The sequence below is a fragment of the Ruminococcus sp. AF20-12LB genome (assembly GCF_003478985.1).
In the GTDB taxonomy this organism is placed as follows: domain Bacteria; phylum Bacillota; class Clostridia; order Lachnospirales; family Lachnospiraceae; genus Blautia_A.
This window is the reverse complement of sequence record NZ_QUGH01000002.1, coordinates 301,339-316,483: the sequence shown is the minus strand read 5'-3', so window position 1 is coordinate 316,483 and position 15,145 is coordinate 301,339. Positions and strand designations below refer to the sequence as shown.

The 15,145-nt window shown below is 42.6% G+C and carries 19 protein-coding genes; 1 reads left to right on the top strand and 18 read right to left on the bottom strand.

The features are described 5' to 3' along the window. The first annotated feature begins 287 nt into the window (after positions 1 to 287). Positions 288 to 476 (top strand): 50S ribosomal protein L28, encoded by a 189-nt coding sequence (gene rpmB, locus DWX61_RS04155; RefSeq protein WP_015524898.1) that lies wholly within the window; start codon positions 288 to 290, stop codon positions 474 to 476. Positions 477 to 573: 97 nt separating this feature from the next. Here rpmB and DWX61_RS19075 read toward each other — a convergent pair whose 3' ends face one another. From DWX61_RS19075 to DWX61_RS04075, 18 genes are all read right to left on the bottom strand, one after another. Continuing rightward, entirely contained in the window at positions 574 to 711 is a 138-nt protein-coding gene (locus tag DWX61_RS19075) for a hypothetical protein (protein WP_173740860.1), read from the bottom strand. A 59-nt stretch (positions 712 to 770) separates the two neighbouring features. Then, positions 771 to 1,142 carry a GerW family sporulation protein gene (locus tag DWX61_RS04150; RefSeq protein ID WP_015524896.1) on the bottom strand — a complete coding sequence of 124 codons (372 nt, stop codon included), beginning with the start codon at positions 1,140 to 1,142 and terminating at the stop codon, positions 771 to 773. Further along, positions 1,126 to 2,175, bottom strand: coding sequence for a DUF2953 domain-containing protein (locus tag DWX61_RS04145; RefSeq protein WP_118623941.1), 1,050 nt, complete (start codon positions 2,173 to 2,175; stop codon positions 1,126 to 1,128). Before DWX61_RS04145 ends, DWX61_RS04150 begins: the two co-directional genes overlap by 17 nt. Positions 2,176 to 2,179: 4 nt before the next feature. Then, positions 2,180 to 2,491, bottom strand: coding sequence for a hypothetical protein (locus DWX61_RS04140; protein WP_118623939.1), 312 nt, complete (start codon positions 2,489 to 2,491; stop codon positions 2,180 to 2,182). A gap of 64 nt (positions 2,492 to 2,555) precedes the next feature. Beyond that, positions 2,556 to 3,011, bottom strand: a complete 456-nt coding sequence (locus DWX61_RS04135; protein ID WP_015524893.1) for an NUDIX hydrolase — start codon at positions 3,009 to 3,011, stop codon at positions 2,556 to 2,558. 100 nt (positions 3,012 to 3,111) lie between these two features. Next, the gene (locus DWX61_RS04130; RefSeq protein WP_330612670.1) at positions 3,112 to 4,590 is read right to left on the bottom strand and encodes a peptidoglycan D,D-transpeptidase FtsI family protein; all 1,479 of its coding nucleotides are present in this window, start codon (positions 4,588 to 4,590) and stop codon (positions 3,112 to 3,114) included. After that, a complete protein-coding gene (locus tag DWX61_RS04125) occupies positions 4,508 to 5,887 on the bottom strand; it encodes an FtsW/RodA/SpoVE family cell cycle protein (protein WP_118513506.1) in 1,380 nt (459 codons plus the stop codon). The genes DWX61_RS04130 and DWX61_RS04125 overlap by 83 nt, the downstream gene beginning before the upstream one ends. A gap of 6 nt (positions 5,888 to 5,893) precedes the next feature. After that, complete coding sequence (locus DWX61_RS04120) at positions 5,894 to 8,053, bottom strand: peptidase U32 family protein (RefSeq protein ID WP_118513581.1); 2,160 nt, start codon at positions 8,051 to 8,053, stop codon at positions 5,894 to 5,896. Positions 8,054 to 8,142: 89 nt separating this feature from the next. Next, positions 8,143 to 8,550, bottom strand: coding sequence for a cell division protein ZapA (locus DWX61_RS04115; protein WP_015524889.1), 408 nt, complete (start codon positions 8,548 to 8,550; stop codon positions 8,143 to 8,145). A 609-nt stretch (positions 8,551 to 9,159) separates the two neighbouring features. Then, on the bottom strand, positions 9,160 to 9,492 hold the full coding sequence (locus DWX61_RS04110; RefSeq protein ID WP_118513504.1) for a ribonuclease: 333 nt from the start codon (positions 9,490 to 9,492) through the stop codon (positions 9,160 to 9,162). A gap of 99 nt (positions 9,493 to 9,591) precedes the next feature. Beyond that, the gene (locus DWX61_RS04105) at positions 9,592 to 9,855 is read right to left on the bottom strand and encodes a DUF6275 family protein (RefSeq protein ID WP_118513502.1); all 264 of its coding nucleotides are present in this window, start codon (positions 9,853 to 9,855) and stop codon (positions 9,592 to 9,594) included. Positions 9,856 to 9,866: 11 nt separating this feature from the next. Beyond that, positions 9,867 to 10,169, bottom strand: a complete 303-nt coding sequence (locus tag DWX61_RS04100) for a DUF4406 domain-containing protein (protein WP_118513500.1) — start codon at positions 10,167 to 10,169, stop codon at positions 9,867 to 9,869. Between the two features lie 223 nt (positions 10,170 to 10,392). Continuing rightward, entirely contained in the window at positions 10,393 to 10,554 is a 162-nt protein-coding gene (locus DWX61_RS19515; protein WP_182433945.1) for a CdiA C-terminal domain-containing protein, read from the bottom strand. A gap of 84 nt (positions 10,555 to 10,638) precedes the next feature. After that, positions 10,639 to 11,649, bottom strand: a complete 1,011-nt coding sequence (gene ruvB, locus DWX61_RS04095; RefSeq protein ID WP_015524888.1) for a Holliday junction branch migration DNA helicase RuvB — start codon at positions 11,647 to 11,649, stop codon at positions 10,639 to 10,641. A 58-nt stretch (positions 11,650 to 11,707) separates the two neighbouring features. Next, positions 11,708 to 12,319 (bottom strand): Holliday junction branch migration protein RuvA, encoded by a 612-nt coding sequence (ruvA, locus tag DWX61_RS04090; RefSeq protein WP_118513498.1) that lies wholly within the window; start codon positions 12,317 to 12,319, stop codon positions 11,708 to 11,710. A 141-nt stretch (positions 12,320 to 12,460) separates the two neighbouring features. Further along, the gene (gene trpS / locus DWX61_RS04085; RefSeq protein ID WP_118513496.1) at positions 12,461 to 13,525 is read right to left on the bottom strand and encodes a tryptophan--tRNA ligase; all 1,065 of its coding nucleotides are present in this window, start codon (positions 13,523 to 13,525) and stop codon (positions 12,461 to 12,463) included. Positions 13,526 to 13,752: 227 nt separating this feature from the next. Beyond that, positions 13,753 to 14,544, bottom strand: coding sequence for an RnfABCDGE type electron transport complex subunit B (locus DWX61_RS04080; protein ID WP_118513494.1), 792 nt, complete (start codon positions 14,542 to 14,544; stop codon positions 13,753 to 13,755). Between the two features lie 13 nt (positions 14,545 to 14,557). After that, positions 14,558 to 15,133: an electron transport complex protein RnfA gene (locus DWX61_RS04075; protein WP_015524884.1), complete on the bottom strand. Its 576-nt coding sequence runs from the start codon at positions 15,131 to 15,133 to the stop codon at positions 14,558 to 14,560. Between the last annotated feature and the right edge of the window lie 12 nt (positions 15,134 to 15,145).

Sequence of the window (15,145 nt, the reverse complement as noted above, 5' to 3'; positions counted from 1 at the left end):
TAGAGTTCAACTTGTTTTGTCTTATAGAAAATTACTTTATTTTCAAAGCATCCTACATATCCGGAAATGGCATAAAATCAGCATTTCCAAGTCTTCATAGTATAAATATATTGCTTTTCTTGCAAGAACACAACGCTTAATTTCACCACGATCCGCCCTGTTCCTGGAGGTATAGGGTATTTTCCTTAAAACTCTTTGCAGAATTTTTGATAAATTTCCTTTTTTTGCTTGCAAAAGAGCAATTCATCTGTTAAAATGGTGACTGTTGATAAAAGGAGGTGCTATTCATGGCTAAATGTGCAATCTGCGATAAAGGAGCTCATTTCGGAAACAATGTGAGTCATTCCCATAGAAGATCCAACAAAATGTGGAAATCTAACGTTAAATCCGTCAGAGTAAAAACAACTGCCGGCGGAGCAAAGAAAATGTATGTATGTACTTCTTGTTTAAGATCCGGAAAAGTTGAAAGAGCGTAAGTAATATCGTATGCCCCCGTAGAATGCGGGGGCTGTTTTTTTATCTTTAAGACAGATAAATCACAAGCGGGAAGTATGCCAAGTGCACACTTCCCGCTTATCTGCAAAACATATGATATCCGCACAGCAGACATATGACTGCCATTGCGATCACAATAAAATTCTCTGTAATAAGAATACCAAGAACCATGCCCACACCAATAAAAAACAGCATAAAACCAGTTAGCTTTCCCACTCCTGTCTGCTCATTTCCTGTTTTTTATTACAGTATATGCATGAAATCTAAATGGAATACTACTCTTCTTTCCCGTCTGTATCCTCAGCATTGCCTGCACCTGGCGCAAAACGGTTCACAAAATCCGGCACCATATCCAGAACCTTGGTAAGGCCATCCTGATTTTTTACGTTTACAAGTTTGGTGCTTCCATTCTGGATCACAAGTACTGCACAGGGAGACATCTTTCCGGCAAGACCTCCGCCGCCGTTATTCTTCTTGTCCCCTTCAAAAGCTCCGGCTCCCACGCCGAAGGATACATCGACCAGAGGAAGGATAATGGTATCACCCACATGAATGGCATCGCCAACCACTGTCTTGGCCGATACAAAGCCATCCATTCCTTTAAATAATGAATTCACGGTATCTTTGAAATTATTCTCTTTCTCCATGTTTTACCTCCTTATGTCTCCATCGGTGGATGACGTATTTTATATTTTTATTGAAATAAAGCTCTGCTGCTGTTTTGAGAACTACAATTCCATAAATCCTTCCCTTTAACAGGATCTCTCCCTCAAGAACATTTTCATCATCAAAAAGGGGCGCTACTTCGATCTTGTTTTTATGAAAAGGAATCGTCATTCCTAATACAGCCAATACCATACCTGTAACTGCCGGATCTTCATTGCCAAATGTGATTTTTCCGGTGATCCTTGTCGGAAGCACATGATAAATCAGTTTTTTTGCATTTTTCCACAGAAAGGAAAGAGCCGCTCTGGTTCGGGGATGATCTAAAAATTCTTTCCACCAGTTTATCTTATCACAGAAATTCCGGATTGTTAATGCAAGACTTTGAATTTTTTTCAGAATCCTTTTAGGGATTCCAAGAAAATTATGAATGATTCGGATCAGCTTTCCAACTGCCGTTTTTATTTTTCCCACTATATTCAAAATTAAATCTGCAATCTTTGTCCGAAGCTTCTTTTCATCTTCCGATATTTCTTCAGAAATCGATATCGGCTCCATTATTACATTTTCCGAAATTTCATTTATATCTTCAACAGTATCTTCCTGAGGCTCAGACATTTGTAACTCTGCTGCATCGTTCTGCTGTTCACTTTTTGATGTCTTTTCATGGCTTCTGGAAGCCTCTGTCTGTTTTTTTGCATTTTGATCTTCGGAGTTGGAAAGAGATCTTGGTTTCTTTTTTTTACGAAATTTTTCCAAAGGAATCCCTAAAAAACATATTTTTGTTTTCAGAACGCCCTGCTCCCAGAATGCCTGTACAGATATTATATGAAGCAGCCAGCTCACTTCACCGGTAGCATGTATTTCACGAAGACTATCCGTACGGTCTTTTTTTAATTTCCCTCTGTATCTGATCGGACAGAACAAAAGAAGCAGCAGGATCAGAAAGATCAGCCCGATCAGGATCCCCAGAAGGATCAATATCCATTTTATTATCAGCCATAATATATGCAGCATTAGTTCACCTGTTTTTCAGATATTCTTTTATTTTAAAATTTCCAGTTTCGGTATAAACCTGTTCGATCACATCCTGTGCCATCTGTATAGCACCTGATTTTCCTCTGGCCATTCCAATGATCAAAGGACAGGTGTCTCTGGCGCTTCGCTGTACAAGCATGCCTGCGGGAAGAATTTCCAAAATATTTCCGGGATTATCAGACAAAGTAACAACGTAGATATCTGGCACGAATTTGCCAGCAGTGATCCTGGCTCTTATTCTGGTAGGATTTTTTACATCATTTCCTATGTAATAGTTTTTCATCCATTTTAGCAATCTGCCATCACCTCCGTCTATAATGCCAAACAGGGCTGCGTAAGTACACAGCCCTGTCCTGTTGTTAAAAATACTTCTGCTGTTTCGCCCAGACGCCCTCACTTCGCATTTCCAGATACTCCTGATAGGCCTGTTCCACGATATGCTTCTCGTTGGAAAAACGGAGAAGATGATAGATCTCGTGAAACTTATAGTATCCGGAATCTACAAAATATTCCTCTCGCTGGGGTTTGCTATGATAATTATCAGCTATCATGAGATACCAGTGTACCTCTTTCATTACCACATCCTCCGGAACGGTGAAATTATACTGGCTCTTGCCGATATATTTCACGATAGAGGCCCGAACACCTGCTTCTTCCATTACTTCACGCAAAGCAGTCTGCTCAAAAGTCTCTCCTTTTTCTACAGTTCCTTTGGGAAGCACCCATCCTTCATAACGGTTCCTGTAGGATTTATATAATGCCAGGATCTTACCCCGATGAATTACCACACCGCCACAGCTTGTTGCTTCTATCATATTGCAATCCTCCTGTAATGCGTGTGTCTTTTGCACTGGCTATAGTATACCTCTTTTTCACCTTATAGGCAAGGGGCAAGAAGCAGATACTGTTCTCAATTTAATCGAAATAATATGCATCAAAAACATCTGCCGCAATGGGAACTGCCGCTTCACTTCCGGTTCCGCCGTTTTCCACGATCACTGCAATGGCGATATCCGGATCATCTACATTAGAATAACCCACAAACCAGGAATGACTGGAGCCATTTTCATCAAACTCCGCAGAACCGGTCTTTCCGGCAACAGTATATCCTCGTCCGTTCAATGCAGAAGCCGTACCGTTTTCAACTACATTTTTCATTAGTTTTCCAAGGATATTGGCTTCATTTCTTGTCATCAGACGTTTGTATTCTGTTTTTTCTGTTTCTCTGACCGTATCACCGGAATTATTCACGATCTTATCGATCATGGTTGGCTTCATCAGTACACCATCATTGGCGATGGCACTTGTGATCAATGCCATATGCATCGGAGAAACAAGAGTGTTACCCTGGCCGATCGAGGTCTGCATCACAAGTGCATTCGGAGAATCTTTATCAAGGGTAAAGCGGCTGGTTTTATAGGAATTCAGCGGAAGAGCCCTATTAAAGAGCAGATCTTCTGCAGTACTTTTCAGAGTATCTCCTCCCAGGCCAAGTCCCATATCTGCAAATGCACAGTTACAGGAATGTGCAAAAGCGGAATAAAAATCCTCCTGTCCATGTACTGTACCATTGTAACACTGGATCGTGTGGTCATCCACTGTAATACTTCCCTGACACAGATAGGAATATCCTTCCAGTGATCCCTTTTGCCTGAAATAATCCAGTGCCGTGACGATCTTAAATGTTGATCCCGGCGGATAAGCTCCATTGGTCGCACGGTTTAAAAGGCTACTGTTACTTTCATCATTAACAAGGGTATCCCAGTTCTGTGCGATCGTATTCGGATCAAAATCTGGTTTGCTCACCATAGCCAGGATACGTCCGGTGGATGGTTCCAGTACAACTACCGCTCCTCTCCGGTCTCCCAGAGAATTGTATGCCGTTGTCTGAAGATCTGCATTCAGACTGGAGATCACGGTATCACCCTGATTCTTTTTTCCCAGAAATTCATTTTTCATCTGTTCCAGAAAAAATGAATGGGAGGTGAGAAGCTGGAAATTTGCTTCCGATTCCAAACCACTCTTACCATTGGTATCATATCCTACTGCATGTGCAAAAATATTGGAAAACGGATACGTTCTCTCTTCTGTTCCATCTTCATACACATTGGTCTGTGCCAGAACCTCACCATCCGAAGACTGGATACTTCCACGTACTACACGGTCCGAAAATGTATCCTGACGGGTGTTGTACGGGCTGTTGATAAAATCTTCGCTTTTTATGGCGTCAAAATAGACCAGATATCCGATCAGACTGACAAAGATCAATATAAAGAAGGCCGATACAAAAGTTAAAGGCCGGTTCTTTTTTCTACGGAGTCTGGCGATTTCTCTTTCTCTCAGGCGTTGCTCTCTTTCCTCTTCTTTCAATCGTTTCTTTTCGCTGCGTTTCAATTTGTTCGTCCTCATCTTCCCTCAGAATATACAGTCCCTGAATGATCGCAAGCATCAGGATGGTACACATGACAGAACTGCCTCCGTAACTCACCAGCGGAAGTGTAACTCCTGTCATTGGAATAAACTTGGTTGCACCGCCAATGGTCAGAAATACCTGAAAAGCATATTCCGTTCCGAGCCCCAGTGCGATCAGTTTATAAAACGGATTCCTGATCTTTAGTGCAATAGTAACGATCATCAGAAAAAAGCTTGTGCATACAAGAATCAGGCAGATGGCAAAAATGCCACCCAGTTCCTCGCAGATAGCACTGAAGATAAAATCATTTTTTACGACCGGAATCTTCTCCGGAGAGCCCTGACAAAGTCCCATTCCAAACCAGCCTCCGGTTCCGATCGCAAACAGAGACTGCACGATCTGATAACCTTCATTTTGATAGACAGCCATCGGATCCTTCCAGGCACTGACTCGCTGACGGACATGTCCAAAAAGATGATATGCGATCACCGAACCAACGCATCCTCCGCCAAGTCCCAGAAATAAATAGCTCGGATTTCTCGTTGCCACATAGATCAGTACAAGGTAGGTGACAAAAAAGATTACTGCACTACCCAGATCCCTGGAAAGGACCAGGATCCCTACATGGATCACTGCAACGATCGTAGCCAGTACTACTTTGCGAAAATCCACCTTGGTACACAGAAGTGATGCCATAAAAAATACGAAGGTTATCTTGATCACCTCGGAAGGCTGGATTCCCATAAGAGAAAGCTTTGCACCGTAGCTTGTGCTTGCCAGAACAAGAACTGCCGCCAGAAGTACAATACCAATTCCGGCATAAGCCCATGTAAGATCCTTTAAAAATTTCATTTTTCGTATCATTACCGGTATCACCAGTGATACTGCACTTCCTGCGGCCACGATCAGAAGCTGCTTAGTTGCAGACGGAAGTGAAAGCCTGCAGAGCATGATAAATCCTACGCTCAGGAGCATGCACATATTATTTAAAAGAAGCAGCGATGCATTCGGATAAATAATTCGATAAAGGATCTGGATCGCTGCAAAAAAGATCATCATTTCGATATAGAACAGGATGACCCTGAAATCCATGCTTTTTAAATAGATCACAAGAAATGCTGTAAAATCAATAAAAAAGATCATGGTCAGCTGCTGATGGAGCAGTTCTCTCTTTTCTTCCTCATCCTGCCGCCACACCATATAAAAACAATGAAAGGTATAGACGATCATCAATGTGAGGATCACATACTTAGATAATTCTGTAATTACATTAATCATACACTTTTACTCGGCTCCTCTTTTAAAATGGCCTTTTGTATACCTGCGTCCGGAAGGTTTTCCGTTTTTCTGATAAACCGTCCGGAATTCTTTCAGGATCGCTTTTGCTTTCTCTGGCTCTTCGATCGTAAATGCCAGTCGCAAAGAGTGAAGGTTCAGTTTTTTTACCTGATCTTTTTCACCTGGAAGTCCGTAAGGAATGCTGTTATAAATGATATTATAACAATATTTTGCTTTTTCGGAGATGTTTTTCCCCCATGGATCACAGCTGCATTTTACCGGAAATTCACTGTTATAGCGGTCTTTCAGATAAGCCGTCTCACATTTTCCTGTACATCCGAAAAGATTTTTCCTTACACACTGCGCGGAAAGCATCAGTGGGATATAACCATATAAAAGCAGCTCCGAAGAAGTATTATCTCTGTGTTTCAGTTCACCCTCATTCAACTCAAGGGGGACTGTATTTCGAAGAACTCCCTCTTCCCGCCAGAAATCAACACTCTGATCATTCCAGGTATACATGGATGCATCCAAGATACATTTTTCGCCATATCCCATTTTTTTCAGTACTGCGTAAGATTCCAGGTTTCTTACCAGAAAACCCTTCATACCCTGCTCCAACCATTTTTGAGCTGATCGAAGCCACTTTTCAGGGGTTTCTCCTCGATGGATATGTGGAGTAGAAAGATATAATTCACTACTTGCAGCAAGTTCCGGTGAAAAATACTTTTCCATAGTATCAAAAGGAAAATAAAAACCTGTAATCCCCGGTTCGTTCAAAAGTACTTCCGCAGTATCCGAACGTTCACAGGATACATACACAGGCAGGCTGTCTGTTACCCTTCTGTGACAGGCAGCCTGATCCTTAGATTTCGTCGGCTGCTTCGTAACCTGTGCTCTCTTCTGACATCCGATCAGTGCTTCCCGCAGCTGACTCAGAGCATCTCTTCGTACTTCATTGAGAACTTTAACCGGAACAAAAATCCTTCCATTTATTTCAATGTTCAGATCCTCCCACTGAAAATCTGTATTTCCCAGTTTCTCCATCTGCTGACGGATCCTCTGTTCTTCCATTGGCTGATTTTTAGCAAACTGTACCTCACCGCCCATAGCAGTTACTGTCTGGCCCTTGCAGGTTATTTCAAGTATAACAGGACTTTCAGGAGAAAGTATTAAATTCCCATGAATTTTTTCTTTAATTTTTCTGATCTCCGGCTGGATATTACCGGATTTTTTTTCATTGGCAAAAGCCATCATTTCCGGCCCACGATACATATCATAGTATCCTTTGCAGGATCCTCCCCGGCTGAAAAGCTCAAGAAGATACTTCCGGTCTTCTTCCAGAACGTGATATTCTTTTCCACTTAAATACATATCCAGATATTTTCGATATACTGCCGTGACGCCCGCTGTGTACGCCGGCTGTTTCATACGTCCTTCGATCTTCAGAGACATAACACCCGCCTCCAGGATATCCGGAAGAATATCCAAAGTGCAGATATCTTTCAGACTTAATGCACAAAAATCCTTGTCTCCTTTATATTTTCTGTGATCCATGGTTACACTGTAAGGAAGCCTGCACGGCTGTGCACAGCGGCCACGGTTTCCACTTCTCCCACCGAAAATACTGCTCATCAGACACTGGCCGGAATAGCTGTAACAGAGAGCTCCATGGATAAAAGTCTCTATTTCCAGAGGACTTGCCTTATGCATGGCCGATATCTCTTCCAGAGAAAGCTCTCTGGCCGGAACCACACGCGTTGCTCCCTTTCCCTCCAGAAACCGCATTCCTTCAGGTCCGGTTACTGTCATCTGTGTGCTTGCGTGAATATCCAGATCCGGAAAACTCCGGCGTATAAAAGAAAATACCCCCAAATCCTGTACGATCACCGCATCCAGACCAGCCTCATAATACGGAAGCAGATATTCAAACAACTGATCATCCAGTTCACGGTTCTTCAAAAGTGTATTCACAGTAAGATATAATTTGCGGTTATGGATATGTGCGGTCTCAATGGCAGTGATCAGCTCTTCCTGGGTGAAGTTCTGCGCATAAGCTCTTGCTCCAAAAGCCGGTCCGCCTACATATACCGCATCAGCTCCGGCACCAATAGCTGCCTCAAAGCTTTCATAAGAACCTGCCGGCGAGAGCAGTTCTGTTATCATATTTTTCAAAGTATTCCCTCATCTCCCATCTGTTAATCAAATCTGATGGCCATAAAACAAAAGAGGATTACCGAAGCAATCCCCCATCCTTATTTAAGCAGTTCATCAAGTTCTTTCTCCAGTTCTTTCACTTTACCATCCAGAAGATTCTTCTGTTCCTGAGCTTCCTGTTCTGCCTTCTTCGCCTCTTCGATCTGCATTTTCAAAGAGATCAGTTCATGCTTCAGATCATACATCTCCTGGTCTTTCTGCTGCAGATCCTGTTCAAAAATCTCCGCCTGTTTTTTAGCCTTAAAATAATCATCTGTAATATTCAGACTGAGCAGTGTATGCTTGGTCTCCATGGCCTGTCTGGAGTATCCCGGCATCTGACTCAGCTCACTGATCTTATTATTCATATAGGCTGCAACCTTCTGAAAATATTCCTCGGACTCATACCCGCCCAGAGTAATGATCTTTCCATCGATAACAACCTGTGCTGTATTCTTTACCGCCATTCGTAAAGCCTCCTGAATTTATCTGTTACTGGTTATTTCCTCAATAACATTCCTCTGTATTGCCGGTCTTACAACCCACAATTTCTTCTATTATAACTGATTCCTGCAAAAATGTATAGAAGTTTTTCTATTATTTTGTCGATAAATCTGAAAAGCACAAAACCCTTGATTTATGCGGGCTATCGGTTTTCATTTGTGACTAATGTGTGACTAATCAGAATTATATAACAATTCACATATTCCAAGATGATACAATATTTTTCTTAAAAATGCAAATTGCTGATGATCTTCTGGCCGTAATTCCTGCCGGATGCCTGGGCTTTTCCCATAATCTTTAACATATGTTTCCTCCAATAAAAAAAGACGATTATTCGTCTCCTAAAAATACTTGAATTATTTTTTTCGAAATGGTATATTGATAATACAAAAGGAACAACCGCCCACAAGGGGTTGATCTCAGTATAGGGATAGAATTACCACCTTGCACTCAGCCAAAGTTTTGGGGTGGTTTTTCTATGTAGAATAGAGGTCAGCCACCCTGCAACACAATTGTTCCGTGTTCTATATTATCATATCATCCTTTGGTATTCAACGAATTTCACAAGGGGATCACTCGCCCTCTGAATCTTTGTATTTCGTCCTGTCCCAGATACCTTTTACTTTTTCCCAACCGCCGGTCGCAACCAAATACACTACAAACGCCGCAATAATCGATGCGAAATTATAATACCAGGTGACAGCTGTCTTATAATACGTGCACAGGACTGCCAGTGCCACCGGACACAGGATCAGTGATGTGACCAGTGCTACAATACTTGTCGGGATCTTATTAAGTCCCGGGAGCTCTTTGATCACCTGCACAATGATCGATACCAGGAACGCCAGCACCCCGATCAGCGCCAGACCATATGTTACATACTGCATCATTACATTTACATTCATGTTCATTCTCCTTTTCTTTCCATATCTTCTATTCTATGACATGAGGAAATGATTGTTTCCATGTAGTGTTTCCCTTCTCCGACTGTTGCACCGGCGCAATTACAGTTTAAAGCACATGTTCTGAAATTTCTTATAAGCATCAAAGTATAACTCGTGCTTATCTCCGTTATATGTCAGCTCATAATACATTCCATCCGGCACAGTCGTGCTCAGAAGTGCTTTACTGTTCTGTAATGTCTTACAACTCCATACCACGTACACATACTGTACTGTGATTTGTTTTCCATCGGTCTTATCCATGTGTGAATTGGTATATTCAGCTACTTTTACTTTGCAAAGTCTTAAAAATTCTTCATTTCCCATTTCCTTACCTCCTACACATGGTCAATTCTCGGAATTCCATACTCAACCGCACGCTCATGTTCGATCTTGCATCCTCTTGCTTTCTGCCAGTCTTTTGCAAAATAGGCGATATCGGCACCAGATAAAAACTCCAGGGACTTTCCAATGAACCACAGAGGTTTTGCTCCTACCGGTCCTGACTGGAAGAAAGAATCAATAACCTCTACAGGTTCTCTCAACAACTCTTCTGCCGCTTTGATTGCCACCTTTCGCTCTGCAAGAATCTCCTCGTCTGCTTTGCCACTCATTGGCTGACTGATAAATAATTTCTTCATTTCTTGTCCTCTCTTTCTTAAAAAAGTGTATAAAAATACCACCTGCCATTTTCTGACTGGTGGATAATTATTGTTTATTTTAAGTCTTGCATTCTTGTGTATATTATCGTAAAATACACATAAGATATCTTAATAAGAACCATTCGCAGTACCCATGATCTTTTAGATCGTACAGCTGAATGGTTCTTATTTTTTATTTCTTTGATAAACACCAATTATTTTTCTATCCTTGTACAATGCGATCTCTTCCAAAAAAGGAGAGATGTGTTGATCTGAACAGATTATTGACCTGCTCCATTATTTCGCCCTCTTTCAGCGAGCAATCCGTTATATCAAAAATAAAGTTTCCTGCCTGGCGCTTTTTCTTTTTTACCGCATTATACAGAACGTTTTTTCACCTGTGCTAATAGTCTTCAATTCAGATTCTCTGGTAACCCAGTTACCGAGTAATTCACTTTTTTTGTGACCTTTACTTTGTCGATAAATCAGGACGAGGATATCCAAGATGGGTATATGCCAGCACGGAAGCCATTCTTCCACGTGGAGTTCTGTTCAGAAAACCTGTCTGTAAAAGATAGGGTTCATAAACGTCTTCAAGTGTTCCGGAGTCTTCTCCTATCGATGCGGCAAGTGTTTCAAGCCCCACGGGTCCGCCCTGAAAATTCAGGATCAAGGTCTGGAGAATGCGGCGGTCCGTTTTATCAAGGCCATACTGATCTACTTCCAGAAGATCCAATGCAAAACAGGCAACATCGTAGGTGATCACACCGTTATACTTCACCTGGGCGAAATCACGCACTCTTTTCAGAAGACGGTTGGCCAGACGGGGAGTTCCTCTGGAACGCTTGGCGATCTCGGCAGCTCCATTGGGTTCGATTTCCACGCCAAGCACCTGAGCGGAACGGAGAATGATCGTCGTCAGTTCTTTTTTATCATAAAATTCCAATCTCTGTGTTACGCCAAAACGATCACGAAGCGGTGCGGAAAGAAGACCTGCTCTCGTCGTAGCACCTACCAATGTAAACTTCGGCAGATCCAGACGAATCGAACGGGCGGATGCACCCTTGCCGATCATGATATCGATAGCAAAATCTTCCATCGCCGGGTAAAGAACCTCTTCTACCTGTCGGTTCAGTCTGTGTATCTCATCTACAAACAGTACATCTCCTTCCTGAAGGTTGTTCAGAATCGCAGCCATTTCGCCTGGTTTTTCAATCGCAGGACCTGATGTTACCTTCATATGTGTTCCCATCTCATTGGCAATGATTGCGGAAAGTGTAGTCTTTCCCAGTCCCGGAGGTCCATAAAACAGCACATGATCCAATGAATCATGACGTTGCTTTGCTGCTTCGATATAAATTTTCAGGGTATCTTTTGTTTTCTGTTGACCAATATACTCATCCAGACTCTGAGGCCTTAAATTTCCCTCCAGGGAAAAATCCTCTTCTGTAACATCTGTTGTAATGATCCTGTTCTCCATTTGCTATGCTCCGTTCTATTTCATTTCAGTGCGAGCATGTTTGCTCTTACTCACGGCGTTAAAAATTTTTCAGTGCAGCCCGAAGAATTGCTTCTACATCATCTGCCGGTATATCTTCCGGTACCTTTCGTACTGCACGAAGGGCATCTGCAGAACTGTATCCTAGTGCGACAAGCGCCTCTACCGCTTCCTGACGACTATCCCTCAGATCAGAGGCTCCCTCGGCTGCTTCTTCCTGCTGATGCGCCAGTTTCATCTCAAAAGCATCTTCCAGCTTCAGCTTGTCTTTCAGCTCCAGGATCATTTTCTGGGCTGTCTTTTTCCCGATTCCAGGGGCCTTGGAGATTGTTTTTACATCATCGGAAAGTACTGCAAAACGAAGCTCGTCTGCACTGATCCCGGAAAGGATACCCAGAGCGCCTTTAGGTCCGACTCCGTTGACACCGATCAGGAGCTTGAACATGCCAAGATCATCCTTCGAAAAAAAACCATATAGCTGTAGAATATCCTCCCGCACATAGAGAAAAGTATGGATCTTCTTTTCATCGCCTATCCGCGCTTTCCCAAGATCCTGTCCTGTCATATAAATCTCATAACCAATTCCGCCATTTTCCACAACCAGACAATTTTCACCGATATCTGCTACGGTACCTTTTACAAAAGAAATCAAATCTCAAGGCTCCTTCCCTGAAACAGCTGAACATCTGTTTCCCATATGAACGCAATAGTAACATAATTTTCAAAAAAAATCAACCCGGAATACAATCTCCGGGTTGATATACAAATCTGTGATTCCTCTCGCTGTTTTCTATCACTGATTAAGGAAATCCTGATCCTCAAAATAATTGATCCGCATGGAAGAACGGACATCATGAAGCGTTGCGGCAGCTTTTTCCCTGGCAACCTCTGTACCGGCTTTCAGGATATCGAACACATCTTCGGTTCGCTGCTCCCACATTTTCCTTCTTTCACGGATCGGTCCAAGTTCTGCCTGCATAACATTATTCAGGAACTTCTTGACTTTCACATCACCAAGGCCACCTCTCTGATAGTGAGCCTTAAGTTCATCCAGATTCTGATACTCTGGCAGAAATTCAGCAAAATGTTCCTGACGGCTGAAGGCATCCAGATAGATAAATACCGGATTTCCCTCTACACGACCAGGATCCTGAACACGAAGATGGTTCGGATCTGTAAACATAGACATGATCTTTTTCTTCACAACATCTTCTTCATCAGACAGATAGATGCAGTTTCCGAGAGATTTACTCATCTTAGCCTTTCCGTCAATTCCTGGAAGACGTAAGCATGCTTTATTGGAAGAAAGAACAATTTCCGGATCTGTCAGTGTGTCACCATAAACCGTATTGAATTTATGGACGATCTCCTTGCATTGCTCAAGCATCGGAAGCTGATCTTCACCTACCGGTACATGGGTTGCACGAAAGGCAGTAATATCGGCAGCCTGACTGATCGGATAGCAGAAAAAGCCTACCGGGATGCTGGCTTCAAAATTACGCATCTTAATCTCAGATTTAACGGTAGGATTACGCTGTACACGTGCTACAGTAACCAGATTCATATAATAAAAGGTAAGTTCTGTCAGCTCCGGGACCATGGACTGGATAAAAATATTGGATTTTTCCGGATCAAGCCCGCATGCCAGATAGTCCAGAGCAACCTGAAGAATATTATGACGTACTTTCTCCGGATGCTCCGCATTATCTGTGAGTGCCTGGGCATCTGCGATCATAATATAAATCTCATCATATAAGCCAGAATTCTGCAGCCTCACACGCTCTGCCAGGGATCCAACATAATGACCTACATGAAGGCGTCCCGTCGGGCGGTCGCCAGTTAAAATAATCTTACTCATGAATTTCGTTCTCCTTGAAGTATACTGAATATTTATGTTCTATTATAGCCCCTTGAAATTCACCGGTCAAATATTTTTAACCGGAAACTGCAATTTTCGTTGAAATATAACCAAAAATTTGTATGTATTTATTTTATTTATGCATTATCGGGCACAACATGCTTTATTCCAAAAAAAGAACTGCCATATCACTCGGAAAACTTTCGTGACAGGCAGTTCTTTTTGTTTTACAGAATCACATGTCTTGGGCAAACTTCCTTACATTTACCACAGCCTGTACACTTATCGTAATCAATGTGTGCACAGAAATCGGTAACTGTGATTGCCTCGGACGGACAGTTCTTCTCACATTTTTTACAGCCAATACAACCAAGCTCGCAGGCAGTTGTAACTGCCTTACCTTTTGCGTGGGAGCTGCAGGCTACACGTATCTGTTTGTCATATGGTACCAGTTCGATCAGGTGACGCGGACATTTGGCAACACATTTGCCGCAGGCTTTACATGCCTCCTGATCTACAACCGCAATACCATTCACTATATGGATCGCATCAAACGGACATGCCTTTACACAGCTTCCGAAGCCCATACATCCGAATGTACAGTCTTTTGCACCGCCGCCTGGGATGAAAGCCATCATCTCGCAGTCTTCCACACCTGTGTATTCATATTTCACGGTCGTCTTATCACAGGTTCCCGCACATTTTACAAAAGCAACCCGACGTGCCGTTTCTTTTACTTCCTGTCCCATGATCGCGCCGATCTTGGCTGCAACCGGAGCACCACCAACCGGACACTGATCTACAGGAGCTTCTCCCTTTGTAATTGCAGCAGCGAGTCCGGAACATCCCGGATATCCACAACCACCACAGTTATTTCCTGGAAGAACGCCGAGAATGGCTTCTTCCTTTTCATCTACCTTAACGGTTAATTTCTTGTCTGCAAGTCCGAGAAAGATACCAATGAATAAACCAGTACCGCCGACAATGACTGCAGCCATAATAATTCCTGTTATACTCATGCTCTTCTTCCTCCTATACGATTCCGGAGAATCCAAAGAATGCAATAGCCATCAGTGCTGCTGTAAGCAGAACGATCGGCATACCCTGGAAGGATTCCGGAATATCGTTGTATTCCATTTTTTCACGGATTCCCGCAAGTAATACAATTGCGATCAGGTAACCTACACCTGTGGCAAATCCGTTGACAACACTTTCAAGAATGCTGTATTCATATTTGACATTGTTCAGTGCTACACCAAGAACTGCACAGTTTGTTGTGATCAGAGGAAGGTATACACCAAGTGCCTTGTAAAGGGATGGTACAAATTTCTTGAGAAACATTTCTACGATCTGTACCAGTGCCGCGATAACCAGGATAAATACGATCGTTTTCAGATACTCAAAATGGGTCGGTACCAGGATAAATTTATAAAGCAGTCCTGCAACAAAGGATGCAATGGTAATAACGAATACAACCGCACCACCCATGCCGGCTGCAGTTTCTGTCTTCTTGGATACTCCAAGGAAAGAACAGATTCCCAGGAACTGACTTAATACAACGTTACTGCAGAGTGCAGAACCAATTGCGATCAACATCAAGCTTGCCATCTTCTATTCCCC